Source organism: Streptomyces sp. NPDC001156 (assembly GCF_053598275.1).
Window position 1 is genome coordinate 15466 of the sequence record NZ_JBSFJX010000063.1, and the last position, 24115, is coordinate 39580.

Here is a 24115-nt window from a genome sequence, read left to right on the forward strand (position 1 = left end):
TCTACGGATCAGAAGGGCGTCATTGCGGCTACGAGTCTTATCGACGGGCAGGGCCACGGGTGATGAGCCAGTAGACGAGGGCCGCTGGCGGGCAGAAGCACAGGAGTAGGATCAATACCTGCGAGTCCGTCTCGGCGGCAGCCTGACCTGATGTCTTCCCCTCCGCCGGTAGATCCGCGGTGATGGCGCCGAGTTGCGCGGCGGTGGCTGCCTGGTATGCGATGGCGACGCGTTCTTCAAGCTCGGATAAGGTCAGTCGGCCGACCGCGTTGTGGTCTTTCAGTCGGTCCACAACTTCATCGCGCTCTGCGTGCGAGACTTTGATCGCAAGCCTGTCTTGGGATTCTTCAGCACGGGTCATCTGGGCCTCCGGGCGATGGCGTGTTGGACGACGGGCGATCGTGCAGGTCGACCACCGTGATGACGACCCGGGTCCAGACTCCCGGGGCGTCGTGGTTTCCGAACCGAGAGGCAAGTTCCTCGATGCGCCCGCGTAGCTCGGCAAGTGCCTCGTCGGTCAGCCGCAGGGCACCGCGATGCAGGTCAACCTCTCGCCGCCGGCCGGCCTGTCTTGCTTGGTAAGCGGCGTTGATGTCAGCCCGGGTCGCGTCGAGCATGGAGCCCAGGAACGCCGCCTGCTCTTCTGGAGTCGCGCCATCCGCTGGCGGCTCTGTGACCGCGGGAGCGTAGACCCGTTCGACCTTGCCGCGTGCCAGCGGCCGGTATTCGGCGATCTCGATGAGCCCGGCACGCTCCAGCTGGCCCAGGTGGTAGTAGAGCCGATCAACTGGCAGCCTGACGCAGTCGGCAAGTTCGCGAGCAGAGCGCGGCATCTCCCACATGGCCTCCAACAGCCGGATGCGCAAGGGGTCCGCCAGCGCCTTGTGTACTCCATGCCACCGCCGGGACGAAGGGGACGAGCCTTCCGCACTCATCGACGATCAATCCGCATGTTGAAGATGACTCCAGTTATTGGAATTTTCTACAACGATCCGCCACTCAGCGACAGTTCGCAAGAGAGGCACGCCAGATCCGCGGCAGGCAGAGGGGGAAACATCAGGCAACATCGCGCTGACCTGGTTAATTGAACTGCTGGTTCGGCCAGACCAAACCGGCGCCGAGCCAACCAACTACCCGAAGCGAACCGGGGGTTCGCCAGCCCAGGTCGGAGTCCGGACCGGTGATCTCCACCAGGGCCGCGTGCTCGCAGCGCGCTCACCCGACTTCACACCTCTCCCGGATGGTGAGGACCACGGCGGCGCAGCCACCTGAGCGCGACCAAGAAAGCGCGGCCACGGTCAAAACAGTGCCTTCGGCGGGGGATCGGCTGGCACGGGGATGCGGAGGGCGCCGCCTCCGGCCGCGGGACCGTAGTGGCGGGAGCAGAATGCTCCCATCCCGCACACACCATCGCCCCAGGCAGAGCCGAGCAGACGCGGCCCATGGCGTCACAGTCGTTCGTACAGTGGCGCGCTCCACCTGGACGCCATGAACCACGCCCGCTCCACGGTGTGTGGGTCGATGGCGGACGGGATGGGAGCTGGGGAGAGTGGTGGGCGGGTGGTCGAGATACGGTGCGGGCCATGGACGAGCCTCGCATCAAGGTCATGGGCGCAGGAACCGTGCTCCTGTCCACGGACGGGCGTTCGCGGGAAACCGCTAGCCTCGACGCGCGCGGGAGAGCCCCGTGGGGGAGGGAATTGTGATGCGCAAGCGGCGAGGGCTGACCATAACGGCCTGGCTTCTGGGGACCTTGGGGCTGCTGCTGCTCGTCGGGTCCGTCACGTTCTCGCTGGCCAGCTACTCCACCGCCACGGTGTCGAGCGACAGCATGGCGCCCACGTACACCATCGGCCAGCGGATCGTGTTCGAGCGGGTCGGTGGGGACGATGTCCGACGGGACGATGTGGTGCTGTACACGGCACCGGAGCGCTACCAGTTCAACGAGAGCGTCATGCAGCGCGTCATCGCTGTAGGCGGCGATCACGTCTCGTGCTGCACGGGGCTCGGGACCCCTCAGGAGCGGATCACCGTCGACGGCCGGCCGCTCGAGGAGCCGTATGTGAAAGACGGCGTCGCCGACGGGATGCACCGCTCGTACGAGGTGACGGTGCCCGACGGACGACTCTTCTTGCTTGGTGATCACCGCGTTAACGCGCGGGACTCCCGCTTCTTCACCTCGGACCACGGCGGTACGGTGCCAGCCACCGCCGTGCAGGGCCGGGTGATCGACAACTACACGGTTCCGGTTCTGCTCGGGGTGGCCGCGCTGCTCGGGCTGCTCCTCGCGCTCGCCGGGCTTGGCTTCGGGATCGGCGCATGGGCTGTACGGCGGCGAGCGACTCCGCCGCTGCCACCGTGGCCCGTGCAGGCTTAGCGGGCGGCCCAGTTGCCGGCGGCCGGTCCCGGTCCTCCGGACTTCGCCTCGGAGCCGGGTCGCCGCCTCCGCCTCGCTGTAGATGTCCCGCTCCAGGTAGATGAAGTTGCCCCGGTTTGACAGACACCGATGGACTTGCGGTCGGGATCCGTGGCTGGGCCGTCTCTGGGTCGTCCGGGGGCGGCCGATGACACCAGCGTCTGACACCAACGATGGTGGACAACGGGGGGCGTCGCGGCTCCTCGCGGTCGCCATGAGTAGTGGGCTGCCCCGGCCACGACCGCCCGACCGACTCCTAATGCGGTGGGCAGACGCCGTTACCGCCGACGCAGTGACAGCAACGCTGACGGCAACGACGGCGGACACCAGCGGCACTCAGCAGCCCGGCACGGTGCCGGCAGCGTGTTGGCTGACCGCCACCCCACCATGTACCCGCAACTTCCGAGCACTTGGCCGCAGGTTGCGGCGGTCATGGAGTCGGCCGCCCCGACAACAGGCGCCGGGGGCGCCCGAGACGAAAGCCGAACCGGTGGGAGTATGAGGCGGCTCGCAGGGTGGTCGTACGAGCGTGACGCGCGATCGGCGTCCTGAGTAGTCCCCACCGGACCTCGGCTGTACAGCAGAGAAGTACAGCAACCCCAGCAAACGGCAGTGCCCCGCACCGGCCTCACGAGCGCCCGGCAGCCTGTATGACCTTCAATGACCGATCTCTGTAGAGCTACGGATCAGACCGTGCCCCATCGTACGGGCAACCGCGGGGAACCATGGTGGCGAGCAGACATCACGTAACGGCGACTCCTGACCGTTGCGCCTGGGCGGGACGGTTCCCCTGCACCAAGGCAGTGGGATTCGATCCCACGATTTCGTCCCCATGCAATTCGACCACCCGCTCCGGCCCCACTCTCCAGTGAAGCCGGACCGGGCTGGCCACTGGGCAAACGCGAAATCCTTCTATCCGAACTCTCCCTCGCGGACCCCGTCTCGGAACGCTGCCCATTCCTCCGCAGTGAACCGCAGAGAGGGCAGGTCTTTCCGCCTCGAGTCACGGATCGCAACGGCTCCGCCACCAAGGTCTGCTACCTCTACGCAGTAAGGCCTATCCATGCTCCTGCTGCTCTTGACCCAGCGCGCATCCGTCAGGTCAAGCGTGTAGAGTTCAGCCTTCTTTGCAGTCATCGGGCTATCCCTTCGATGCTCAATCGAGCCTCACTAACCACCATCACCCCAGGTCAGCAGATGTGCAACTGGCAAAGCGGGGACCTTCAATCGCCATGACTGCCCGCCGTCGAACCGTCTCGGCCAGGTGCCGGGATCGTGTACTGGAACCAGAGGGGCTGCCTGTCGAATCCGTGTCGAAGTCCGCCGCTGAGCACTGAGTTGCGATGAAGACACAGGTCAACAGGAGGAGAGGGTTCAACCCGCAAAGCGCTTCGAAACCCCCTGGGCGGTCCGACCGTCACATCGATGGCACGGGCGTCCCAACCCGGCTTGCTAGGCTGACGTTCCCGGCTCCTCCGTCCCCCAACTGGTACTCGAAGCGGGTGACGCCACGTCGCCGGCAGCCAGGCGTCCATCGTCCAGGGGGAGTTGGCCGTCGAACACGGTAGTGAACGCAGGGTTGGCGCTGACGGAGTCGCCGAGGTCCTTGAAGAGGCGCACGCGAATGGGCTCCGACTATGCTCTACCGCGGACGACGGCGACCGGGCAGTGCGCGTGGTGCAACAGCGCCTGGCTCACCGAACCCAGGAGCATCCCGGCAAAGCCGCCGCGCCCCCTGGCTCCGACGGCCATCAACTGGGCGCCGCTGCTCGCCTCGATCAGGACCTCGCGGGTTTCGCCGCTCAGAACTTCCTGTCTGACAGTGACGTCCGGGTACCTCTCCCGGCGACCGACGACTGCCTGGGCCACCAGACGCTCCGCGCTCTCCACGCCCGTACCGGCCGGCGCATAATCCGGCAGCCACGCATGCGCGGCGATGATCTCGGCTCCCCGTAATGCCGCCTCGGTGAAGGCGAATTCGATTGCATTCTCACCTTCGGGAGAGCCGTCGACAGCCAGCACGATCGGCCCAGCGTCATCCGGTTCCTCGCTGACCACGATCACCGGACACTGGCTGTGGGCGGCCAGGGAGACCGCAGTCGAACCCAGCAGCATGCCGACGAAGCCCCCGATGCCCCGGCGGCCGACGACCACGAGGTCCGCGTCTCGCGATTCGGCCACCAGCACCGGTACCGCACCGCCGGTCATCACGGTATCGGTGACCTCCATCTCCGGCGCGACGCTCCGAGCTAGCTCCGCGGAGTCGTGTACCAGGCGGTTGAACGGCGAGGGGTCCATCGGCGCATACATGGGCCCCACGGGCCAACTGAAAGCGTGCACCACACGAAGCGTCGCACGACGCCGCTGGGCTTCCCGGGCGGCCTGTACCACTGCCGCATCACTCGACGACGAGCCATCCACTCCTACGACGACCAGGCTGCCCACTGCTCCTCCATAGTCACATCAGACTTCGCTTCCCCATGAGCCGCTTCGGTCTCCAAAGCTTTACTGCCACCAGGCCTGCCGCCCGCCGGCCGGGCGACTGGCGACGATGACGCATTTCCACGACCGGAAATGCGAGGCGTGCTCCCCCGCCACTCACTTTGATCGAGCCACATGCCGGGTCTTCCATCAGTCGTATCAACGGCACGGACGTCCCAACCCGTCCGGCTTGCCCATCACAAGCTCCTGGAGCCGAACGTGTGAACGATCTCCCATCGTCCCGGCTCGAGTTGCTTCACTTCGCGCGTCGGATCGTCATGCAGCAGGTCACGCCTGCGCTCGCGCAGATCGACGCATGGATCGCGCAGCAGGAGTAACGAGAAGGGCCCCGCCGACGTGCCAAGGAAATGCGACCACCTCCACCACGGTGGCTGATCGAGTGCGGCTTACAGAAGACGAATCTTGTGGCAGTGCACGTGGGTGGCTGCTGGACGGTTCGCAAGAGCAGCAGATGCATTGGGGTATCGCAGGCTCAGGCGCTGGATGCGCTGCGTCAGCGGGCGCCGGCATGTACGTACTGCTGCCGGGACACTGTGTCGGGCTTCCTGGAGTCGGCCCGTGCCGGAAACCTCCCGACTGATCTGAGGGGACACCAGGCCGCACGGTGTCACGCCCAGCCTGAACCGGCAGCAGGACGACAGCCACCCGGAGCAGCCAAACGGGTACCGCACTGCGGTGTCCTCGTCGGCCTGCATCAGCTTCGCGATAACCGGCACCCGGTTCCCGCCGACCGAAGCCGGCAGCATCATCGCCCGCCGGAACCTCACCGAACCGGTACTCCCCCGCCGCACGATCTGCTGCAGCCTCTGCCCCTCCTGATCGGTCAACCGGTGCACACGGACAGGCTCAGCCCGCCACACCTCCAGCCATTGGATCGGATGCCTTCGCCGATCCAACCGCCGCGGCCACCAACCCGGCGAACCATCCCGGTCACAGCACTGGCGAACCCAGCTCATAGCGGAGGCCCAGGGGACGACGAGGATCAGTTGAGGTGAGTCAGCGAAGGCCGCTTGTGTAGGGAGGAGCGTCTTCCCGGGTGGCAAACGGCCGCGTCAGCAGAATTCTCCGGTTGCGCTGCGCACGGGCGTGATGATCTCGTCGGCGAGCCATCGCCCGATCTGTGAGGGATATGGACTCCGTAGGCTCAGCACGATGTGCGTCACGCCCGCGGCGATGAGGTCTGTGATGGCCTTGCGGTCGGCGGCCGGGTCGTCGTAGGAGACCATGTACTGGACGGAGCGGGTGATCCTCCGCGGATCACGGCCGATGGCCGCGCAGTGGTCGTCCAGAACGGCACTGCGCTCAGTGATGTAGTCCAGTGTGTTGTGCGGCGGTCCGGGGATGTTCCAGATGTCGGCGTGCTCGACGACCAGGCGAAGGGTTCGGTTTCCCCAGCCGCCGATCAGCAGGGGCGGGCCCGGCTGCTGGACGGGTTTCGGCTCGTTGCGGTTGCCGGTCAGGGCGTAGTACCGCCCGTGGAAATCGAACACGTCCCGCGTCCACATGCCACGGAGGATGGCGATGGTCTCCTCCAGGCGGGCGATGCCTTCGGCGGGCGGGACAAGGGTGAGGCCGTAGGCTGCGAACTCGGCGGCGGCGGGGTTCTCGCCGGCGATGCCGCCCGTGTCGGGTGGCTGCACGGTGCCGCCCACGCCGAGGCCCATGATCAGGCGGCCCCTGGAGATCACGTCGACTGTTGTGGCGATTTTGCCGAAGAACATCGTGCAGCTGACGCCGGCCGGACGGGAGCGCCTGCACGACGCCGAATTGGCCCGCGAGGAGATGGAACGCCGCTTCCTCGCCCCGCTCTCCAACGCAGACGCCAAGTTTTTGGTCCGCGCCCTGCAGTCCCTCGTCGGAGCCCCGATGAGAGCCGGCCAGGCGTCTGACTCGTAATGACGGACGGTGACGGTGGACCCCATCCGCAACCCCCCGCAGGCGCTGGTGGCTGTGCGGTCAGCCTCGGTCGCGGGCGTAGCGGTTCGCGTAGTAGCTCGCGTCGATGGCTGGGTTACGCAGCACCGCCCAGAAATGGTCGTCCGGCATGGGCGGTATCGGTGGGTTGCCGAGGTCGGCGAGCAGTTCGGCGCGCCAGTCGAAGCTCAGTCGGCTACGGGTGGTTGCGATCTTGTACAGCGCCTGATGCGGCGAGCCCCAAACCGCGTGCGCCATCGTTTCCGCCGCCCATCTGCGAAGGTCGTCCCGTTGCGCGCCGGCCTGGACGATCACGTGGCGCAGCCGCAGGCTCAGTGGGCTGAACTGGCCCCGCGGCGGTACAGCTTCGCCTCGCTCCAGCGCTTCCAGGGCCGTGCCGACTTCGGTGTACTTGGCCAGCCCGGTCTCGACGGCCAGCTTGCGCATCTGCTTCCGCGCAGCCTCGGCCACGCGCTCGCGAGGCAGTGTGGCGACCAGCGCGCCGAGCTCCTGGAGTCCCAACAGGTAGCCCACCATGAGAGGTTCCGCCGGGTCGCCGGGCAGAGCCAGCGGTGGTAGCTGCGCCTCCGGCCCGGGAAACGGGCCGTCCGGGCTGCCCCATTCAGGGCAGGCAGCACTTGGCGACTCCCAGATCAGCCGACCGTTGAACGCCACCGCGCGCGGGTTCTTGTCGCCTTCCAACTGGTCCGCCAACTTCGTCAAATAGGCGCCCAGCGAGTCGGCGCACCCGAAATCGGTCCCCGTCTCGTCGAAGAACCGTCCGATCGCACCGCGAGAGCCCCGCCCTGGGCGGCAGTCGATGCTGAGGCCGTCGGAAGTGACCCCGTAGGAACCGATCTTGAGGTACCCCTGGTGCCAGTAGTGCTCGCGCTCCTCCTCGTCCAGGTCGGCGGCGATGCCCCTCAGGCCTCTGGTCGCCTCGACGATCTCGCGCACGCCGAGCAGCCGGTCATGCGTGGTGAACTGGAACGCCTCCACGCCGCCCTGCGCCCCGTTGTGCCGGCGCAGAGACGCGACCAGGTCGGGAGGAAAAGTGAGGTCGAGTTCCGCCTCCGCCGCCCGGATCTCCTCGTCTGTCGCGGGCGGGCCGAGCGAGGCGAAGGTACGCGGGGCGTACTCACGCAGCCACCTGTCGATGCGATCCCACGAGGTCTGAACGAGGTCGGTAGTCATGCGGCTGACCCTAGAGGCGCGGACTGACAGAAGAGCGCGCCGAGCGTACATCGCTGCCCGTCGCCGCCGTCTTCCAGTGATGCGGCAGTGGCGGGCCGAGCACACGGTCGGCACCACTGACCGCTGGCTCGCCGGCCGGGCTCTCGATGTCTCCGAGGCATCCGACATCCACCTACTCACCGCCGTGGGCCGCGCGAAAGAGGCCCTGAGCCCGAGGGCCACGAGTGCAGCCCCCTTGCAACGAGCCTTCGGTTCCAGCGGCGACCTTCCCAACCCGCACTGCGGCGCAAGGAACTCCCGACTGATGCCCCGGCGGCTCACAAGGCCGCCCGGGCGCGCCGTTCTGGTACAGCTGGCAGCACGCTTCCGCTTGTGGCATGTCAGCGCGCCGCGCGATCGTCGCTGGGACACGACTCAACGGGTACGGCCCCTTCGCGGCCACTGCGGAGACCGACCCGCTGGCGTACTCCGCTCGCCAGAGCACACCACAGAGGCCGAGGGCCTACGGATACGTGTACGTATTCAGCGTGTTCACGGCGGCGGCCGGGTTGCCCAGGTCGTAGCGGTCGACGGCAAGGAAGTTGGGCTTCTTGCGGGCGGCCGGCTGGCAGAACCGCTGGGCACGGTCGGCGAGTTTGGTGTTGTCGGTCTGCGCCGTGGAGGCGATCGCCGCGTCCCGGAAGTGGTTCATGACGAACAGCGGGCGGAAGCCCGGCTCCGTGCGGGTCAGCGGGATGTTGGTGTTGGCGTCGTACCAGCGGCTGTAGCAGGACCAGTCGGAGGAGCCGATACCCGAGCCCATGGACCAGTAGTTCTCCACCGTCCAGTCCTTCTGGTACATGACGCCGAAGCTGTCACGGGTGAGGCCGGCGGACTCGTCCGAGGAGCGGCTGTGGTCGGTGAAGATCAGCAGCCTGTGGTTCGCGGCGATGAGGTCGGCCATCTTCGGCCAGCCGTTCTGTCGCACCCCGGTCTGGTCGGGCCAGTAGAGAACGTCCGACAGCCCGTTCACACGGGCCAGTTCACTGCGCAGGACGCCCGGGTCGACGTAGTCCTCGAGGAAGACGGTGATGAACTGATCCGGATGCGCCTTGAGGAAGTCGACGATCCGCTGGACGTCCACCCAGAGCGCGACCGGGCTGCTGACCAGGGTGCAGGTGTTGTGGCACAGGATCGCGCCGTCGGGGGTCTGGTGGATGTCGAGCATGAAACCGCGTACGCCGTCGGCGAGTTGCTGGTTGATGCCGCGCGTCTGGTTGGGCACCAGGTTCACGAAGGGCGGGGCGAAGCCGCCGTCGACCCCGTTGGCGTAGGCGTTGTGCGCGGTGAGGAACGTGACCTGGTCCAGGGTGCGCTGATCCGCGGGCGGCATGGGACTGGTCGGTGAGGTGGCCGGGGTGAGGTACCAGGCGGCGAGACCCCCCGAGGAGCCGATCGCCAACTGGGCGGGGTAGTTGGCGCCGGCGGCCTGGGCAGCCACGGTCAGGTAGCGATCTGATCCCGGGACTTTGAGTGCGTACTGGTCGCTGCCGCTGGCCGTGATGTCCCAAGCGGCGTCCGCGCTCGTGCACGAGACGGTGCGCGCCTGGTCGCCCGACCGGCCCAGGCAGCTGCCCGCGGTGTCGGCGCTTTCCAGCAGGTAGGAGGAGCCGCTCGTTCTCAGGTTCCACTGCTGGCGGTCCTCGTTGCCCTTGGGGTTGTGCTGCTCGACGGCTCCCCCATTGTCGGCCGCGTTGAGTCCGGTGACGGCGCTCTGGACGTAGTAGGCGCCACCGGAGGGAATCGCGGCGGCGGCGTGGGAGGGCGGAGCCACGACCGCGGCGACGAGCGCGGTGGTCACGGCGAGCAGGGCGTGGGGGGTTCGCATGAGGTGGCCCTTCGTGGTCGGCGATAGGCAGGTGCATGACATCAAGAGCGGTGGTCGGGAGTCGGCAGGCAAGGTTGCCGCTCGGTGAAACTCCGACGAGGTCGCGCACGGCCGCCCCCGGGCAAGGACACGCGAAGCAGGACCTGACACGCACGCGCCGGTGGGGGCGGCCCGGTGGGGGGTTGTGGAGGCACACTCAACCGTCCTGGTCTTTACCAGTCAAGAGTGTCAATCGGTCAACCAGCCCGAAACGTCGCTGAGTTGGCCCCGGTCGTGGGCACGGCACGCGGCCGACCTCCGCGCCGGACCTGGCCGCGGCAGACGAACGGCCAATCGGACCTGGACGTGGCCGACCCCCACGCCGAACCAGACCGAGATGACCGGAACAACAGAGGTCGGAAGGCCCCACCACTCGCCCCCGTGCCGTCAGCCCCCGCTGCCCTCCGCCGACTCCCGTCGCCGCTGCTCCAGGAAGGCCCGCTCCGCCGGGCTGTCCGTACGCGCAGCGGCCGCCTCGTAGGCCTGCACCGCCTCGGCGTCGCGGCCCAGGCGACGCAGCAGATCGGCGCGGACCGCATGGAACACGTAGTAGCCGGCGAGGTCCAGCGCGTCGACGAGTTCGAGGGCCTCCCCCGCGCCCCGGACCTCGGCCACGGCGACCGCACGGTTCAGGGCGACGACCGGGCTCGGGGTGAGCGCCGTCAACTGGTCGTACAGCCGCAGGATCTGACCCCAGTCGGTGGCGCCGGCCGTCGGCGCGTCGCTGTGTACGGCGTTGATCGCCGCCTGGATCTGGTACGGACCCGGACGGCCACGGCGCAGGCAGCGGCGGACGAGTCCCTGCCCCTCGTCGATCAGGGCGCGGTCCCAACGGGAGCGGTCCTGCTCGTGCAGCGGCACCAGTTCATCGCCGTCCCCCGTCCGGGCGGGCCGGCGCGCCTCGATGAGCAGCATGAGCGCGAGCAGGCCGGTGACCTCGGGTTCGTCGGGCATGAGGTCGTACAGGAGCCGGCCGAGACGTACGGCTTCGGCGCACAGGTCGTGGGAGCCGGTGTAGCCCTCGTTGAAGATCAGGTACACCACGGCCAGCACGCCGCCGAGCCGGTCGGGCAGGTCGGCGTCCCGGGGCACCCGGTACGGAATGCCCGCGTCGCGGATCTTGGCCTTGGCGCGGACCAGCCGCTGGGCCAGTGTGGGCTCCGGCACCAGGAAGGCGCGGGCGATCTGTGCCGTGGAGAGTCCACCGAGCAGCCGGAGCGTGAGCGCCACCCGCGCCTGGGGAGCCAGCGCGGGGTGGCAGCAGGTGAAGATCAGCCGGAGCCGGTCGTCTCGCACGGGTCCCTCCTCGGCCGGTGCGTCGGGGGCGTACAGCCGGGCTGCCTCGGCGTGGCGGGCCTCCCGGGAGGACTCGCGGCGCAGCCGGTCGACGGCGCGGTTGCGAGCGGTGGTGATGATCCAGCCCGCCGGGCTGGGCGGCACGCCGGACTCGGGCCACCTCTGAAGGGCCGTGGCGAAGGCGTCCTGCACCGCTTCCTCGGCGGCGTCGATGTCGCCGAGGAAGCGGACGAGGACGGAGACCGCGCGACCGTACTCGGCCCGGAAGACCGACTCGACGTCACTGGCGCCGGGCATCAGTCCTCGGCCGGATGCATGAACGGGCGCACTTCGATGGGGAGGGTGGTGGCCCGGGTCGCCCTGCGGCCCCACTCCAGGGCCGCGTCCAGATCGGGGGCCTTGATCAGGCAGAGGCCGCCGAGGTACTCCTTGCCCTCGGCGTAGGGCCCGTCGGTGATCAGTACGTCGCCGCCCTTCGGACGCAGGACGGTGGCCGTCTCCGGGCCGTGCAGTCCGCCGGCGAAGACCCAGGCCCCGGCCTCTCGCAGCTCCTCGTGGAAGGTCTCGACGTTGTGCATGATCTGCGCGAGCGCCTCGGCCGAGGGCGGCTCGCCCTCGCTCGGCTGGATCACGCTGAGCAGGTAGTACTTCATGGCGTCCTCCTTGGCGCCCGGGGTGTTCTCTCACCTCCTACACGAACGACGCGTCCCCGGATCGACACCTCACCCGACGACATCGGGAGAATCTTCTTCATGACCACCACGGCACACCCGCTCATCGCCCGCGCCCGGCAGCTCGCCGCGGAACTGCTGGCGCCGAACGCAGAGCGCGTCGACCAGGAGGGCGTGCCCCCGAGCCATGTCGAGGAGATCAAGCGTTCGGGGCTGCTCGGGCTGAACGCCCCCAAGGAGTACGGCGGCGCGGACGCTCCCACCCCGGTGGCCCGCCGGGTGGCGGAGATCCTGGCCGGGGCCTGCTGTTCCACATGGTTCGTGCAGACACAGCACCACACTCCGGTGACGACTTTGACGAAGAGCGAAGGGGCCGTACGGGAAAGGCTGTTGGGACCGCTGGCGCGCGGTGAGCTGATGTCCGGGGTGGCGTACGCCCATCTGCGCTCCTACCCGCGGACACCGGTACGGGTCGTGCGGCAGCGGAACGGCTGGCGGTTCGACGGGACCGTGCCCTGGTACACGGGCTGGGGTCTGAACGATGTGATGCTGCTCGCCGGCTGGACCGACACCGGCGAGGCGCTCTTCGCGTTCACCGAGGCGCGCGAACAGCCGGGACTGCGCGCCTCGGGGCCGATGCGGCTCGCCGCGCTCACCGCGGCGCGCACGGTGTCGCTCGAGCTGGACGGGCTGTGGCTGCCGGACGAGGCGACGGTCCTGCGGATACCGCACGAGCAGTGGCTCGCCGCCGATCGCGCGAGGACCATGAACGCCTCGCCCGCGGCGTTCGGCGTCGCCGAGGCGGCGCTTGGCCTGCTGGACGAGGACACCTCCGGACCTCTGCGGGCCCGCCTCGACGAGGTGCGGCGCCGCGCCTACACGCTGGCCGACCGCTCCGCCCCGGATGAGTACGACGAGGAGCGGCTGGCCCTCAGGATCCAGGCGTTCGAGGTGATGCAGGAGGCCACCACCGCGGCGGTGGTGGCCGGCGGCGGCCGTGCGCTGACCCTCACGAGCAAGGCCCAGCGATTGGCCCGCGAGGGGATGTTCCTCCTGGTACAGGGACAGACGGCGGAGTCCCGCCGGGCCCATCTCGGCGTCCTGGCCGGTAACGCCCGTTAAGCGCCCTACCGTCGGCCGGCCCCGGCGAACGCGCGAAACAGGGCGTGGCGGCGCTGCCTCGGCAGGGGCTGGCTGCCGCCCCGCACCGTCCGCTGTCCGGAACCGACCGCCGCCCCGCACCAACCGCAAACCCCGAACCGGCCGCCATCCCCTTCCGGCCACTGTCCCGAACCGGCCGCCGACCCGTTCCGGCCTCCGCCGGGCCGCGGACGCCGGCCGCCGACACCAAGCAGCCCCGAAGGCGTCCGCCCCTAGCTCGCGAACGTCACCTGGGAGGAGGAGGCGTCCGGCTTGTCGAGCGGATGCCGCCAAAGCCCCTGTGCGGCCAGCAGAGGCAGCACGCCCTCCCCGAACCAGTACGCCTCCTCCAGGTGCGGATACCCGGACAGTACGAACTCCTCGATGCCGATGGCCGCGTACTCCTTGATCCGTGTCGCGACCTCCTTGTGGCTGCCGACCAGCGCCGTGCCCGCCCCGCCGCGCACAAGGCCGATCCCGGCCCACAGGTTGGGGTGGATCTCCAGTCCGTTCCGGCCGTCGCCGTGCAGTGCGAGCATGCGCTGCTGGCCCTCGGACTCGCTGCGGGCCAGGCCGGCCTGCACCGACTCGACGGTCTCGGGATCGAAGCCGTCGAGGAGCCGGTTCGCCTCGGCCCAGGCCTGTTCGGAGGTGTCGCGGGTGATGACGTGCAGCCGGATGCCGAAGCGCAGGGTGCGACCCTGCCGGGTGGCGAGCGCCGTGATCCAGGCGATCTTCTCGGCGACCTGCCCGGGCGGCTCGCCCCAGGTGAGGTACACGTCGGCGTGCCGGGCCGCTATCTCTCCCGCGACCGGCGAGGAACCGCCGAAGTACACCTCGGGGACCGGGTCGGGCACCCGGGCCAGCTTCGCGTCCTCGACGCGCAGGTGCTCGCCGTCCAGGTCGACGGTCTTGGCGTCCCACAACTCCCTGACGATGCCGAGGAATTCGCCGGTACGGCGGTAACGGGCGTCCTTGTCCAGGAAGTCGCCGTACGCCCGCTGCTCATGGCTCTCGCCGCCCGTGACGACGTTCAGCAGCAGCCGTCCGCCGGTCTGCCGCTGGTAGGTGGAGGCCATCTGCGCGGCGAGGGTGGGCGAGACGGACCCGGGCCGGAAGGCGACGAGGAACTTCAGGCGTTCCGTGTGCTGGCTGACCATCGCGGTGGTCAGCCACGCGTCCTCGCACCAGGCGCCGGTCGGGGTGAGGGCGCCGACGAAGCCGAGATCCTCGGCGGCGCGGGCGATCTGGCTCAGATAGCCGACCGTGGGCGGCCGGTCCCGTCCGGAGGCCGTCACCGGAGTGCCGTGACCGCCACCGACGACATCGCGGCTGTCGCCGTTGGTGGGAAGGAACCAGTGGAAGGTGAGGGACACGTCAGGTCTCCGATCTGGAACGTCCGTCAGAGCGGGCCGGGGCGCGGCTTCGTCCGTTCAGCACGTACCGGAGGTCGGGCTGGAACTCGCGGCGGGGAGCGTGGAGTGTGTGGGTGCGGGCGTCGCGCCGGTGGTGTGCAGGTTGAGAGAGTCACATGGGCGGTCCGGGCAGTCGTGGGGCTCAGCCGACCGCCGCGAGGAGCGGGGTGCGGTCGAGGACCGCCGAGAACTGGTCGACGACCTGGGTCAGTGCCTCGGTGGCGGCCGCCGCCACGGTGAGCGAGCCGTCCTCGTGCACCGTGAGGTCCTTGTCGAGGGTGAACCAGCCCTGCACTATGTGGCCCGCGCCCATGGAGTTGAGAACGGGACGCAGCGCGTAGTCGATGGCCAGGACGTGCGCGGTCGTGCCGCCGGTGGCCAGCGGCAGCACGGTCTTTCCAGCGAGCGCGTACTGCGGGAGGAGGTCGAGCAGCGCCTTGAGGACCCCGGAGTAGGACGCCTTGTAGACGGGGGTGCCGACGACGATGCCGTCGGCACGTGCGAACAGCTCGGTCGCCTCGACGATCGCCGGGTGGCGGAAGTCCGCGCCGAGGAGGGCCTCCGCCGGCAGGGTGCGCACGTCGAGCGGGATCACCTGGTGGCCCTGGGCGATCAGCCGCTGGTCCAGATGGCGCAGCAGACGGGCGGTGCGAGAGGAGGCGGAGGGACTGCCGGAGACGGACAGAACGATGGCCATGAGTCCTCTTTCGGGACGGAGCGGGCCTTCACCAAAGGCCCCGTGGGACGAGCGGTCGGGCGGGCACGGGGAGCGACTCGGGCTCGGACCCCATCCCCGGAAGCCGGAACTCCGGATCCCCGGCGAGGGCCGACACCCGCTTGCCGAAGTCCTCGATCTCCTAATGGAAATGCAGAAAGTCGAGGCCGAATTGAGGCGTGTCCCCATTGCATTGGAGCCGGGTCACTGAATTGGGGAGTGGAATGGGCACATCAACTGCCCTATGACAGAGGCGCCACGGGAACACGTCCGGGAGCGACCGGCGGACGTGTGAGGTGGAAAGCGGCGGACCGGAGGGGGATCAGGCCGCGGTGCGACAGGACGCGCTGGAGACGCGCGCGAGGTCGACGTGGCGTCGCCGCGTGAGGTCCAGTCGCTTCTTCATGCCGTCGATCGTGGCAGCCGCCCGCGCGAGCAGTCAAGAAAAACCCGGCCGGTCTCGTATCGCGGACCCGTGAACTTCACGAAGGTGTGACAGGGAAACCCTAGAACTCCCCCTGCGCGGGCCCGCATTGTGCGGCGGCGCGGATGGAACAACCGGAATTCGTCGCCGCGGTCACCGGGCTCGGCGCGTTGTGCCGCGCGGCCAGGGAACTGCGCCTGCCACAGCCCGCGTTGAGCGTGATCCGGGGGTCACGAAGGACCCTCACGAGATGTTGGTGTGGACGGCGCGGGAGCCGGGCGTGGCGCGCACCCGCCGCGAACCGCCGACGGGCACAGCGGCGCCCCGTCCCGTACGTCCGCCCGGTCAGTCGTCCTCGCCTGCCGGAATCACCACGAGGAACGCGTCCGACTTCAGGTCCATGACGACCTTCGCCGGCTCACCCTCGGCACGGCGCTTGGCCGCGTACTCCTCCGCCGGCCACGCCCCGCGCGGAGCTCCCGCAGAAAACCGCTCCAACACCTTCGCGCCCATAGCGGCAGACACCTCCGTCGTCGACTGTCGACTCGAACCGACACTTCTCCTGGAACCCGCCTGCCCCGACTCGACGCGGACATGCCGGGTCCAGTCGAGATCGGCCGGGCTCGCCCACGTCCCGAGCGGCGCCGGAACCGTCCCGCGCGCCCCGTCACGAAACCACCGACCCACGGCCAGGTGACCACGGAAGCCCCCGTCGGCGCATCCGAAGAGGGCCCAGAAGTGGAAGTGATCACTGGGGAGACAATGACACGGAGGAACGAGAGCTGATGAACGGCGACGACACCACACCGGGCCTGCGCTGCCTGGTCACGGGCGCCACGGGGTACATCGGCGGCCGGCTCGTCCCCGAGCTGCTCGCCGCGGGCCACCGGGTGCGCTGTCTGGCCCGCTCCCCGGAGAAGCTGCGGGACCATCCATGGGCGGGCGAGGTGGAGACGGCGACCGGGGACGTCACCCGGGCCGACTCGGTCGCCGACGCCATGCGCGGCATCGACATCGCGTACTACCTGGTGCACGCCCTGGGCAGCGGCCGCGGCTTCGAGGAGACCGACCGCGAGGCCGCACGGACCTTCGGACAGCAGGCCCGCGCCGCCGGCGTACGGCGCATCGTCTATCTCGGCGGCCTCACCCCGGCGGGTGTGCCGGACCGGGAGCTGTCCCCGCATCTGCGCTCGCGCACGGAGGTCGGCCGCATCCTGCTGGACTCGGGTGTGCCGACGACCGTGCTCCGGGCCGCCGTCATCCTCGGGTCCGGATCGGCCTCGTTCGAGATGCTGCGCTATCTGACCGAGCGCCTGCCCGTGATGGTCACCCCGAGCTGGGTGCACACCCGCATCCAGCCCATCGCGGTGCGGGACGTGCTGCGCATCCTCGTCGGCAGCGCGCGTATGCCGGACGACGTCAACCGCTCCTTCGACATCGGCGGTCCCGAGGTACTGACGTACCGGGAGATGATGGTCAGGTACGCGGCGGTCGCGGGCCTTCCGCCTCGGGTCATCGTCCCCGTCCCGGTCCTGACCCCTCGCCTGTCCAGTCTCTGGGTCGGTCTGGTGACCCCCGTGCCCGCGTCCATCGCCCGGCCGCTCACCGAGTCGCTGCGCCACGAGGTCGTCTGCCGCGAGAACGACATCACGCGGTACGTGCCCGAACCCCTCGGCCACCCGATCGGGTTCGACGAAGCGGTCGGTCTCGCCCTGCAGCGGGTTCGGGACGCCCAGGTCACCACCCGCTGGTCGTCCGCCTCGCTGCCGGGGGCCCCCAGCGATCCGCTGCCCACCGACCCCCAGTGGGCGGGCGGCAGCCTTTACACGGACCGGCGTGAGCTGGGGGTCGACGCCTCGCCCGAGGCGCTGTGGCGCGTCATCGAGGGCATCGGCGGCGACAACGGGTGGTACTCGTTTCCCCTCGCGTGGGCGGCGCGTGGATGGCTCGACCGGCTGGCCGGCGGGGTCGGCCTGCGCCGTGGACGACGCGACGCCCAGCGACTGCGGGTGGGCGACTCGCTGGACTTCTGGCGGGTCGAGGAGATCGAACCGGGGCGGCTGCTGCGCCTGCGCGCCGAGATGCGGCTGCCGGGACTCGCCTGGCTGGAGATGTGCACCGGCCGGGACGACTGCGGGCGCACCCGCTACCGCCAGCGCGCGCTGTTCCATCCGCACGGGCTACTCGGTCACGCCTACTGGTGGGGAGTCTCCCCCTTCCATGCCGTCGTGTTCGGTGGCATGGCCCGCAACATCGCCAAGGCCGCGGCGAGGGCCCCGCTCACCAGGGAGGCGGAACACCCACCTGCCCGCTGACCGCGCATCCGCCCGGCCTGCCCGGCGCGAAGCAGCTCACGGCCCACCCACCCGGCGTCCCGGAGTCCGTCCCATGAACGTATCGGTCGTCCTGTTCACCGCAGACCTGCGTCTGCACGACCACCCGCCGCTGTGCGCCGCACTCGAGGGCCCCCGCCAGGTGGTGCCTCTGTTCGTCCGCGACGCGGCCGTCGATGCGGCGGGATTCACCGCCCCGAACCGGCTGGCGTTCCTCGCCGACTGCCTGGGGGACCTCGACGCCGGTCTGCGCGCGCGGGGCGGCCGTCTCGTCGTCCGATCCGGGGACGTCGTGGAGGAGGTGTGCCGGGTGGCGGCCGAGGCGGACGCCGACGAGGTGCACATGGCGGCCGATGTCAGCGCCTATGCGCACCGGCGCGAGACGCGGCTGCGCCGGGCACTGGAGGGCGAGGGACGCCGACTGCATGTGCACGAGACCGTGACGACGGCCGTTCCGCCCGGAGGGGTGACCCCGGCCTCCTCCGACCACTTCGCCGTCTTCACACCGTACTTCCGTCAGTGGTCGGCGCAGCGGCTGCGCGACTCTCTCGGCGCACCGCGCACCGTGCGGGTGCCGGACACCGTCGCGTCCGGGGAACTCCCCACGCGCCGAGGACTCCCGGACCTCTCGGAAGGGCTCGCGTCCGGCGGCGAGACCGAGGGCAGGAAGCGGCTCGCGGCCTGGTTGCGCGCCGGTGTCGCCGACTACGCGGACCGCCATGACGACCTGGCGGGCGACGACACCTCCCGCCTCTCGCCCCATCTGCACTTCGGCACCCTCTCCCCCGTGGAGGTCGTCCACCGGGCACGCCGGGCGGGCGGCCCGGGTGCCGATGCCTTCGTACGGCAGCTCGCGTGGCGGGACTTCCACCGTCAGGTCCTTGCGGTCCGGCCCGACGCCGCCACCACCGACTACCGCACCCAGCACGACCGCTGGCGCTCCGAGCGCACGGCACGGGAGGACATCGAGGCGTGGCGCGAGGGGCGTACGGGCTATCCGGTGGTCGACGCGGCGATGCGCCAACTGCGGCACGAGGGCTGGATGCACAACCGCGCCCGGCTGCTCACCGCCAGCTTCCTTGCGAAGACCCTGTACGTGGACTGGCGGGTGGGCGCCGAGCACTTCCTCCGGCTGCTGGTCGACGGCGACCTCGCCAACAACCAGCTGAACTGGCAGTGGATGGCCGGAACCGGCACCGACACCAGACCGAACCGAGTACTCAACCCCGTCGCGCAGGGCAAGCGTCACGACTCCGACGGCGCGTACGTACGCCGCTGGGTACCGGAACTCGCGGGGCTTGCGGCGCCCGCGGTGCACGAGCCGTGGAAGCTGCGCGGCACGGAGCGCGCCGAGTACGACGCGTACCCGGATCCGATCGTGGACCTCTCCGAAGGTCTCGCCCGCTTCCGGCAGGCGCGCGGACGGGACTGAGGAGCCGTCTCGCCTCTACGGCCGCACCGGCTCGGACCCCGGTTCGCGTCTGGGCGCCGGCGGACCCGAGCGGACGCACTCAGCCGGCGTGCGATCCGTGCACGGCGTGCTGGACCAGCCGCCCCACGCGGAAAAGCCGCGCGGTGACGCACGCCCTGACGTCACGGCGACGGCCCGGAGACGACGCGGGCGGGCTCACCGGCCCCGCTCAGCTCACGGCCGGCTCGGTCCCGTACCCGGCGGCCAGTGTGGCCAGCGCGTCGCGCAGACCGGCCGGCCGGAGCAGCCCGTGCGTCGCGCGTCCCGCCCAGCCGGGTCCGCCCAGCATGACCACCGGCTGCCGGCGCGCCCCGCGCACACCCCACTCCGTGGCGGCCACATGCCGGGCCAGCGGCACGCTCGCCGTCGATCGCGCCTGCGCCCACAGCACCACGACCGCGGGGCCGAGTCGCCGTACCGCCGCGGTGAGCGCCTCGGCCGGCACCGCGCCACCGAACATGCGGGTGGCCAGGCGCAGTTCGCTCAGCCCCGCGTTGAGCGCCTCCAGCGCGAGGGTGTGTTCCTCACCGGGAACGCAGGCCAGCAGCACCGGCCCCGCGCCGGCGGCGTCGGCCGCCGCGGCCGACCGGGTGCAGCGCCTGAGCGTGGTGGAGACGTGCCACGACAACAGGTGCTCGACCTCGACGTAACGGTCCACGGAGGACGCCCACTTGCGTCCGACGGCGTGCAGGGTCGGCACCATGACCTCCTCCCAGGCGACGGTGAGGCCGTGTTGCTCGACGGCCGAGGCGAGTTGCTCCTCGACGGCCGCCGCGTCCAGCCGTACCGCGGCCCGGGCGAGGCCTCGGCACTCCTGACGCACGTCCCCGAGGGGCAGGGTGCCCGCCGCCCGCGACCGGGTTTCCGGCTCGGGTGGCGGTACCGGCGCGGCAGGCGGTGCGGAGCCCGCTCCTTCCTTCGCGATCCGCGCCGCCTCGGCGGGCGGGACGCCGACGGAGGTGAGCCGGCACATGGTCTCCAGCAACGCCACGTCCTGGGGAGTCCAGCGGCGGTGCCGTCCGTCGGGCCGGACCGCGGGCCCGAGCCCGTATCTGCGGTCCCAGGACCGCAGCGTGGTGGGCGACACGCCCAGGCGGCGGGCGAGCGCGCCCGTCGTCAGTCCAGGATCCGACCGCTCGTGGGCCGGTCGAGGTCGCTCACCGCCGCTCGGGACGGCTCCGGGCTTGTCCACCGCACGACTATACGACGCAGAATCGATGCAAGTTGTGGGCAATCCCGTCCACCGCGGACGATGGCGACACACCGGGACGGGTCGGCCCGTCCCGGTGACAGGCCCACTCCGGACCGCACACCGCGATCCGGCCGCCCCGCGGGCGAGCGGGACGGTCGCCGCCCGACGCGAGGAGCCGTCGTCATGCCCGTTCACCAGCACTCCGGCGACGACTGCGGTGTTCAGGGGGGCGCGGGCGTCCTTGTCCGTCCTCATGGGCACACCGCTCCCCCGGCGGTGCGCACGGAGGGGTCCTGGCGGGATCGGGTCCCCGGTTCGCTGGCGGACGAGGAGTTGGCCGAGGGCCTGGTGGCGGGTGACGAGGCCTGTCTGACCGAGACCTATCTGCGCTGGTCGGCCTTGGTGCACACATTGGCGTGGCGTTCGCTCGGGGACGCGAAGGAGGCCGAGGACGTCACCCAGCTGGTCTTTCTCGGCGTGTGGCGCGGGCGGGGCGGCTACCGGCCCGATCGCGGCGCGCTGCCGGGCTGGATCGTGGGCATCGCCCGGCGCAAGATCGCCGACGCGCTGTCGGCCCGAGCGCGCCGCAGCGACCTGGTCGCCTCGGCGGGGTCGCGCCTGAACCCGGCCGACCAATCCGCTGCGCAGCCGGAGTCCGTCCTCGACCGCGTGGTGGTGGGGCGGGCGCTGTCCCGGCTTCCCGCGGCCCAGCAGCGGGTACTGCGTCTGGCCTTCTACGAGGACCTGACCCAGACGCAGATCGCCGCACGGACCGGCTGGCCCCTCGGCACGGTCAAGAGCCACGCCCGGCGCGGGCTGCACCAGTTGCGCCGCTGTCTGCAACAGCAGGACGGCATCTGACAGGGCATCGCGATCGGCTCTCCGATGAGATATTCGATGCGAGAACAATGCACTTCGCGTTCGGCGGGGTCGCCCCTTTCCTGCGCCCGGGTGATGCAGTGGCCTTTCGTCCGCGACTGCGGGAAGGCGGTGAGAGACGGGTCCGCCGCTCGGGACCACGCGACGACCGGACGGCGGCGCGGACGGCCGCGCGCGACGCGGCACGGACGGAAGGACGGCCGTGGACGGACACGCGTCGCTGTCTCACCGGAGGCGATCATGGCTACGGCGGGTCGGCGCCCACTCCGGAGCGGGCGTGCGGCCGGGTGCCGCACGCGCGGCAGCCCGGCTCCGCCGCTCGGGGCCGGTGCTGTGGGAGGCGTTGCGGCGCACCCCGGTGGCGATGTGGCGGGACGATGTGTCGGACTGGGCCGCGGCCCTGACGTACTACGCGATCCTCGCCCTGCTGCCCACACTCCTCATGACGCTCTCACTGATCGGCGCGATCAGCCCGCACCTCAACGACGCGCTGACCGCCCGCGTCACGACATGGGCGCCGGCCGAGGCGGGCTCAGCCCTGCACAGCACGCTGCTCCGGCTCGCCGGGGAGCGGTCGGCCGCGGTCACGGTGGCCGTGGGCGGCGGGGCGAGCGCACTGTGGTCGGCCTCCAGCTATCTGGCGGTCTTCCGCCGGGCCCTGCACGACCGGCACGGCGTCGCCGACACCCGGCCCGCCCTGCGCAAGGCGCACCGCATCCTGCTCACCGCCGTCACACTGCTGGCGCTGTTGTTCTGCAGTGCGCTGCTGCTGGTTCTCGGCGGCCCCATGGTGCGGGACCTGGGCCGGTGGGCGGGGCTGGGCGAGGCGGGGACGGCCGTGTGGGCGCTGATGCGCTGGCCCGCACTGGTGGCCGTGGTGGCGCTCCTGGTGCTCGTCCTCTTCCGGACCGGACCCCCCGAGGCGCGCGCGTTGCGCCATGCGCTGCCGGGCGGAGTGCTCGCCGCGGCGCTGTGGCTGGCCGCATCCTTCTGCTTCACCGCGTACGCCGCCGGACTCGGCACCTACAGCAGGCTCTACGGGTCCCTCGCGGGGGTGGTGGTGTTCCTCGTGTGGCTGTGGATGTCCCATCTGTCCCTGCTGGCGGGCGCCCAGTTCACCGCCGAACTGGCCCGTGGGGCGTCGTCCCGGGCCGGGAACACTCCGGGGCGCTACACATAAGGAAAAAATAAGCGCAGAATGCCTTTATGTGGCGCTTACCGCGCATCGCACCAGAAGCGGTCAGGCTGCGGAGCCGAAGGAGACGAGTCATGGCTGACGTCTCGCACAGCAGAGGTGACATCAGCGCCCATCCTGATGTCCATGAGATGCGGGCCCGCTATGCCCGCATGCTCGGTTCTCGCGATGTGGCGCTCGTGGACGGGCCGGTGTTCCTCCTCGGTCTGTACTGCGCCGCGTCCCCGTGGATACTCCACTACACGAAGAGCCAGCCGGCGATCGCTACGCACAACCTCATCATGGGCATCGCGTTCGGGCTGCTGGCCCTCGGATTCACCATCGTGCCGGAGAGGATGTACGGCCTGAGCTGGGCCATGTGCGCGATGGGCGCATGGATGATCATCTCGCCGTGGATCGTCGGCGCCGCCCCGGACACTGGAGTCGTGGTCAACAGCATCGTCATCGGCGCCCTCGGCGTGGTCCTCGGCACGCTCTGCGCGGGGGCGGCGGTGAGGAGCAACCCGCCCGCATAGCCTCCGCGACGCCCCCGGTCGCCAGGTACGGCGAGCACGGAAGGAGACCGGTGGCCGGTCCGCTGCGGACCGGCCGCGCTGTACCCGGACAAGCCCCGCCACGCGTGCGTCAGCGGTTCGGCACGAGCCACGGTTCCTGCGGCAGCGGACTGCCCGTCTCGAGCAGCGACTTCAGGTTGGACAGCACGGCCGCCCAGCCTCCGGCGGCGTCCGCGCGCGCCGTCTCGTCCGCCAGGTCTTCATGGGTGACGGTCAGTTTGACGATGTCGGCGTGCGGCTGGACGTCGAAGGTGACCTTGGAGCATGTGTCCTTGCGCCCTTCGTCCTCAGGCGCGCTCCAGGTGGTGACGAGGCGGGTGGGCCGTTCGCTCTCGATCACCTCTCCGACCACGTCGGCGATGCCCGATCCGTCCGTGCGGACGTGCTCCCAGCGGGAGCCGGGCTTCCAGTCGGAGACATTGCTGTGACCCCAGTACGCGGCGGTGAGGCCGGGGTCGGTGAGCGCGTCCCAGACGGCCTCGGGTGTGCTCTCGATATAGATCACGTACACGAACGTGGGCTTGTCGGCCATGGCTTCCTCGGCTTTTCGCTTCAGGGTGCTCAGCGCGCGCAGACGCGGGCGCTCGAACTTGTCGATCCAGCGCTCCTGGATCTCGTGCAGCGGCACCGGATTGAGGTAGTGCAACTTCTCCCGTCCACGCCGCACGGTGCTGACCAGGTTGGCTGCCTCCAGCACGGCCAGGTGCTGGGTGACGGACTGACGCGTCATGTCGATGTGTGCGCACAGCTCGCCGAGCGTCTGCCCGCCGCGCTCGTGCAGCCGGTCCAGCAGCCGCCGGCGCGTGGCGTCGGCCAGCGCCTTGAAGACCTGATCCATCACGGAGTCGCTCTCTGCTCGCACACTCAACGTTATGCAGGCAAATACTTGCCTGTCAAG

The 24115-nt window shown here is 70.1% G+C and carries 23 protein-coding genes and 2 pseudogenes; 9 read left to right on the top strand and 16 right to left on the bottom strand.

Features of this window, described 5'->3' with window-relative positions:
* Nucleotides 1-37 precede the first annotated feature (37 nt).
* Together ACWDA7_RS26410 and ACWDA7_RS26415 are read right to left on the bottom strand one after the other, a co-directional pair.
* Nucleotides 38-361 carry a DUF1707 SHOCT-like domain-containing protein gene (locus tag ACWDA7_RS26410; protein ID WP_450606844.1) on the bottom strand — a complete coding sequence of 108 codons (324 nt, stop codon included), beginning with the start codon at nucleotides 359-361 and terminating at the stop codon, nucleotides 38-40.
* Nucleotides 348-866, bottom strand: a complete 519-nt coding sequence (locus tag ACWDA7_RS26415; protein ID WP_450606846.1) for a helix-turn-helix domain-containing protein — start codon at nucleotides 864-866, stop codon at nucleotides 348-350. Before ACWDA7_RS26415 ends, ACWDA7_RS26410 begins: the two co-directional genes overlap by 14 nt.
* Before the next feature lie 821 nt (nucleotides 867-1687).
* Here ACWDA7_RS26415 and lepB point away from each other — a divergent pair.
* Nucleotides 1688-2377: a signal peptidase I gene (lepB, locus tag ACWDA7_RS26420; protein ID WP_450606848.1), complete on the top strand. Its 690-nt coding sequence runs from the start codon at nucleotides 1688-1690 to the stop codon at nucleotides 2375-2377.
* A gap of 951 nt (nucleotides 2378-3328) precedes the next feature.
* Here the strand turns inward: lepB and ACWDA7_RS26425 are convergent.
* Nucleotides 3329-3553 carry a DUF397 domain-containing protein gene (locus ACWDA7_RS26425; protein ID WP_450606850.1) on the bottom strand — a complete coding sequence of 75 codons (225 nt, stop codon included), beginning with the start codon at nucleotides 3551-3553 and terminating at the stop codon, nucleotides 3329-3331.
* 498 nt (nucleotides 3554-4051) lie between these two features.
* Nucleotides 4052-4861, bottom strand: coding sequence for a universal stress protein (locus ACWDA7_RS26430; protein ID WP_450606852.1), 810 nt, complete (start codon nucleotides 4859-4861; stop codon nucleotides 4052-4054).
* A gap of 404 nt (nucleotides 4862-5265) precedes the next feature.
* Here ACWDA7_RS26430 and ACWDA7_RS26435 point away from each other — a divergent pair.
* Nucleotides 5266-5430 (top strand): annotated as a pseudogene (locus tag ACWDA7_RS26435) (DUF6233 domain-containing protein); the annotation flags it as partial.
* Between the two features lie 162 nt (nucleotides 5431-5592).
* Here ACWDA7_RS26435 and ACWDA7_RS26440 read toward each other — a convergent pair.
* Nucleotides 5593-5778, bottom strand: a pseudogene (locus ACWDA7_RS26440) (IS630 family transposase); the annotation flags it as partial.
* Between the two features lie 192 nt (nucleotides 5779-5970).
* Nucleotides 5971-6606: an LLM class flavin-dependent oxidoreductase gene (locus ACWDA7_RS26445; protein ID WP_450606853.1), complete on the bottom strand. Its 636-nt coding sequence runs from the start codon at nucleotides 6604-6606 to the stop codon at nucleotides 5971-5973.
* Between the two features lie 10 nt (nucleotides 6607-6616).
* Here ACWDA7_RS26445 and ACWDA7_RS26450 point away from each other — a divergent pair, with 10 nt between their 5' ends.
* Entirely contained in the window at nucleotides 6617-6814 is a 198-nt protein-coding gene (locus tag ACWDA7_RS26450; RefSeq protein ID WP_450606855.1) for a hypothetical protein, read from the top strand.
* Nucleotides 6815-6874: 60 nt separating this feature from the next.
* On the opposite strand, the gene ACWDA7_RS26455 is transcribed toward ACWDA7_RS26450, so the two are convergent.
* From ACWDA7_RS26455 to ACWDA7_RS26470, 4 genes are all read right to left on the bottom strand, one after another.
* Nucleotides 6875-8026 carry an SMI1/KNR4 family protein gene (locus ACWDA7_RS26455; RefSeq protein ID WP_450606856.1) on the bottom strand — a complete coding sequence of 384 codons (1152 nt, stop codon included), beginning with the start codon at nucleotides 8024-8026 and terminating at the stop codon, nucleotides 6875-6877.
* Between the two features lie 502 nt (nucleotides 8027-8528).
* On the bottom strand, nucleotides 8529-9893 hold the full coding sequence (locus tag ACWDA7_RS26460) for an RICIN domain-containing protein (RefSeq protein WP_450606858.1): 1365 nt from the start codon (nucleotides 9891-9893) through the stop codon (nucleotides 8529-8531).
* A 426-nt stretch (nucleotides 9894-10319) separates the two neighbouring features.
* Nucleotides 10320-11525, bottom strand: coding sequence for an RNA polymerase sigma factor (locus ACWDA7_RS26465; protein ID WP_450606859.1), 1206 nt, complete (start codon nucleotides 11523-11525; stop codon nucleotides 10320-10322).
* Nucleotides 11525-11881: a YciI family protein gene (locus tag ACWDA7_RS26470; protein WP_432935763.1), complete on the bottom strand. Its 357-nt coding sequence runs from the start codon at nucleotides 11879-11881 to the stop codon at nucleotides 11525-11527. Before ACWDA7_RS26470 ends, ACWDA7_RS26465 begins: the two co-directional genes overlap by 1 nt.
* A gap of 99 nt (nucleotides 11882-11980) precedes the next feature.
* Between ACWDA7_RS26470 and ACWDA7_RS26475 the strand changes: the two genes are divergently transcribed.
* A complete protein-coding gene (locus tag ACWDA7_RS26475; protein WP_450606862.1) occupies nucleotides 11981-13021 on the top strand; it encodes an acyl-CoA dehydrogenase family protein in 1041 nt (346 codons plus the stop codon).
* A 251-nt stretch (nucleotides 13022-13272) separates the two neighbouring features.
* On the opposite strand, the gene ACWDA7_RS26480 is transcribed toward ACWDA7_RS26475, so the two are convergent.
* The 4 genes from ACWDA7_RS26480 to ACWDA7_RS26495 all read right to left on the bottom strand — a co-directional run bounded on the left by ACWDA7_RS26480 (nucleotide 13273) and on the right by ACWDA7_RS26495 (nucleotide 16106).
* Nucleotides 13273-14415, bottom strand: coding sequence for an LLM class flavin-dependent oxidoreductase (locus ACWDA7_RS26480; protein ID WP_450606864.1), 1143 nt, complete (start codon nucleotides 14413-14415; stop codon nucleotides 13273-13275).
* A gap of 181 nt (nucleotides 14416-14596) precedes the next feature.
* Complete coding sequence (gene ssuE / locus ACWDA7_RS26485) at nucleotides 14597-15151, bottom strand: NADPH-dependent FMN reductase (protein ID WP_450606865.1); 555 nt, start codon at nucleotides 15149-15151, stop codon at nucleotides 14597-14599.
* Between the two features lie 340 nt (nucleotides 15152-15491).
* Nucleotides 15492-15575: a putative leader peptide gene (locus ACWDA7_RS26490; protein WP_359401602.1), complete on the bottom strand. Its 84-nt coding sequence runs from the start codon at nucleotides 15573-15575 to the stop codon at nucleotides 15492-15494.
* Nucleotides 15576-15938: 363 nt separating this feature from the next.
* Complete coding sequence (locus ACWDA7_RS26495) at nucleotides 15939-16106, bottom strand: hypothetical protein (RefSeq protein WP_359401553.1); 168 nt, start codon at nucleotides 16104-16106, stop codon at nucleotides 15939-15941.
* Between the two features lie 272 nt (nucleotides 16107-16378).
* Here ACWDA7_RS26495 and ACWDA7_RS26500 point away from each other — a divergent pair, with 272 nt between their 5' ends.
* Both ACWDA7_RS26500 and ACWDA7_RS26505 read left to right on the top strand, forming a co-directional pair.
* Nucleotides 16379-17908, top strand: coding sequence for an SDR family oxidoreductase (locus tag ACWDA7_RS26500; protein ID WP_450606867.1), 1530 nt, complete (start codon nucleotides 16379-16381; stop codon nucleotides 17906-17908).
* Nucleotides 17909-17981: 73 nt separating this feature from the next.
* Nucleotides 17982-19358, top strand: coding sequence for a cryptochrome/photolyase family protein (locus ACWDA7_RS26505; protein WP_450606869.1), 1377 nt, complete (start codon nucleotides 17982-17984; stop codon nucleotides 19356-19358).
* Between the two features lie 208 nt (nucleotides 19359-19566).
* Here the strand turns inward: ACWDA7_RS26505 and ACWDA7_RS26510 are convergent, their stop codons facing one another.
* Nucleotides 19567-20589: a MerR family transcriptional regulator gene (locus tag ACWDA7_RS26510; RefSeq protein WP_450606871.1), complete on the bottom strand. Its 1023-nt coding sequence runs from the start codon at nucleotides 20587-20589 to the stop codon at nucleotides 19567-19569.
* A gap of 183 nt (nucleotides 20590-20772) precedes the next feature.
* Between ACWDA7_RS26510 and ACWDA7_RS26515 the strand changes: the two genes are divergently transcribed.
* The 3 genes from ACWDA7_RS26515 (at nucleotide 20773) to ACWDA7_RS26525 (ending at nucleotide 23178) form a co-directional block, all read left to right on the top strand.
* Nucleotides 20773-21450, top strand: a complete 678-nt coding sequence (locus ACWDA7_RS26515) for a sigma-70 family RNA polymerase sigma factor (protein WP_450606873.1) — start codon at nucleotides 20773-20775, stop codon at nucleotides 21448-21450.
* A 220-nt stretch (nucleotides 21451-21670) separates the two neighbouring features.
* Nucleotides 21671-22648: a YihY/virulence factor BrkB family protein gene (locus ACWDA7_RS26520; RefSeq protein ID WP_450606875.1), complete on the top strand. Its 978-nt coding sequence runs from the start codon at nucleotides 21671-21673 to the stop codon at nucleotides 22646-22648.
* Between the two features lie 89 nt (nucleotides 22649-22737).
* Complete coding sequence (locus tag ACWDA7_RS26525) at nucleotides 22738-23178, top strand: SPW repeat protein (protein ID WP_450606877.1); 441 nt, start codon at nucleotides 22738-22740, stop codon at nucleotides 23176-23178.
* Between the two features lie 109 nt (nucleotides 23179-23287).
* On the opposite strand, the gene ACWDA7_RS26530 is transcribed toward ACWDA7_RS26525, so the two are convergent.
* Nucleotides 23288-24055 (bottom strand): ArsR/SmtB family transcription factor, encoded by a 768-nt coding sequence (locus ACWDA7_RS26530; protein ID WP_450606888.1) that lies wholly within the window; start codon nucleotides 24053-24055, stop codon nucleotides 23288-23290.
* Nucleotides 24056-24115 lie beyond the last annotated feature (60 nt).

Coding starts and splice junctions, on each gene's coding strand:
- ACWDA7_RS26410 (WP_450606844.1), bottom strand. CDS start 361: ATGACCCGTGCTGAAGAATCCCAAGACAGGCTTGCGATCAAAGTCTCG.
- ACWDA7_RS26425 (WP_450606850.1), bottom strand. CDS start 3,553: ATGACTGCAAAGAAGGCTGAACTCTACACGCTTGACCTGACGGATGCG.
- ACWDA7_RS26455 (WP_450606856.1), bottom strand. CDS start 8,026: ATGACTACCGACCTCGTTCAGACCTCGTGGGATCGCATCGACAGGTGG.
- ACWDA7_RS26460 (WP_450606858.1), bottom strand. CDS start 9,893: ATGCGAACCCCCCACGCCCTGCTCGCCGTGACCACCGCGCTCGTCGCC.
- ACWDA7_RS26465 (WP_450606859.1), bottom strand. CDS start 11,525: ATGCCCGGCGCCAGTGACGTCGAGTCGGTCTTCCGGGCCGAGTACGGT.
- ACWDA7_RS26470 (WP_432935763.1), bottom strand. CDS start 11,881: ATGAAGTACTACCTGCTCAGCGTGATCCAGCCGAGCGAGGGCGAGCCG.
- ACWDA7_RS26475 (WP_450606862.1), top strand. CDS start 11,981: ATGACCACCACGGCACACCCGCTCATCGCCCGCGCCCGGCAGCTCGCC.
- ssuE (WP_450606865.1), bottom strand. CDS start 15,151: ATGGCCATCGTTCTGTCCGTCTCCGGCAGTCCCTCCGCCTCCTCTCGC.
- ACWDA7_RS26490 (WP_359401602.1), bottom strand. CDS start 15,575: ATGAAGAAGCGACTGGACCTCACGCGGCGACGCCACGTCGACCTCGCG.
- ACWDA7_RS26495 (WP_359401553.1), bottom strand. CDS start 16,106: ATGGGCGCGAAGGTGTTGGAGCGGTTTTCTGCGGGAGCTCCGCGCGGG.
- ACWDA7_RS26500 (WP_450606867.1), top strand. CDS start 16,379: ATGAACGGCGACGACACCACACCGGGCCTGCGCTGCCTGGTCACGGGC.
- ACWDA7_RS26505 (WP_450606869.1), top strand. CDS start 17,982: ATGAACGTATCGGTCGTCCTGTTCACCGCAGACCTGCGTCTGCACGAC.
- ACWDA7_RS26515 (WP_450606873.1), top strand. CDS start 20,773: ATGCCCGTTCACCAGCACTCCGGCGACGACTGCGGTGTTCAGGGGGGC.
- ACWDA7_RS26525 (WP_450606877.1), top strand. CDS start 22,738: ATGGCTGACGTCTCGCACAGCAGAGGTGACATCAGCGCCCATCCTGAT.
- ACWDA7_RS26530 (WP_450606888.1), bottom strand. CDS start 24,055: ATGGATCAGGTCTTCAAGGCGCTGGCCGACGCCACGCGCCGGCGGCTG.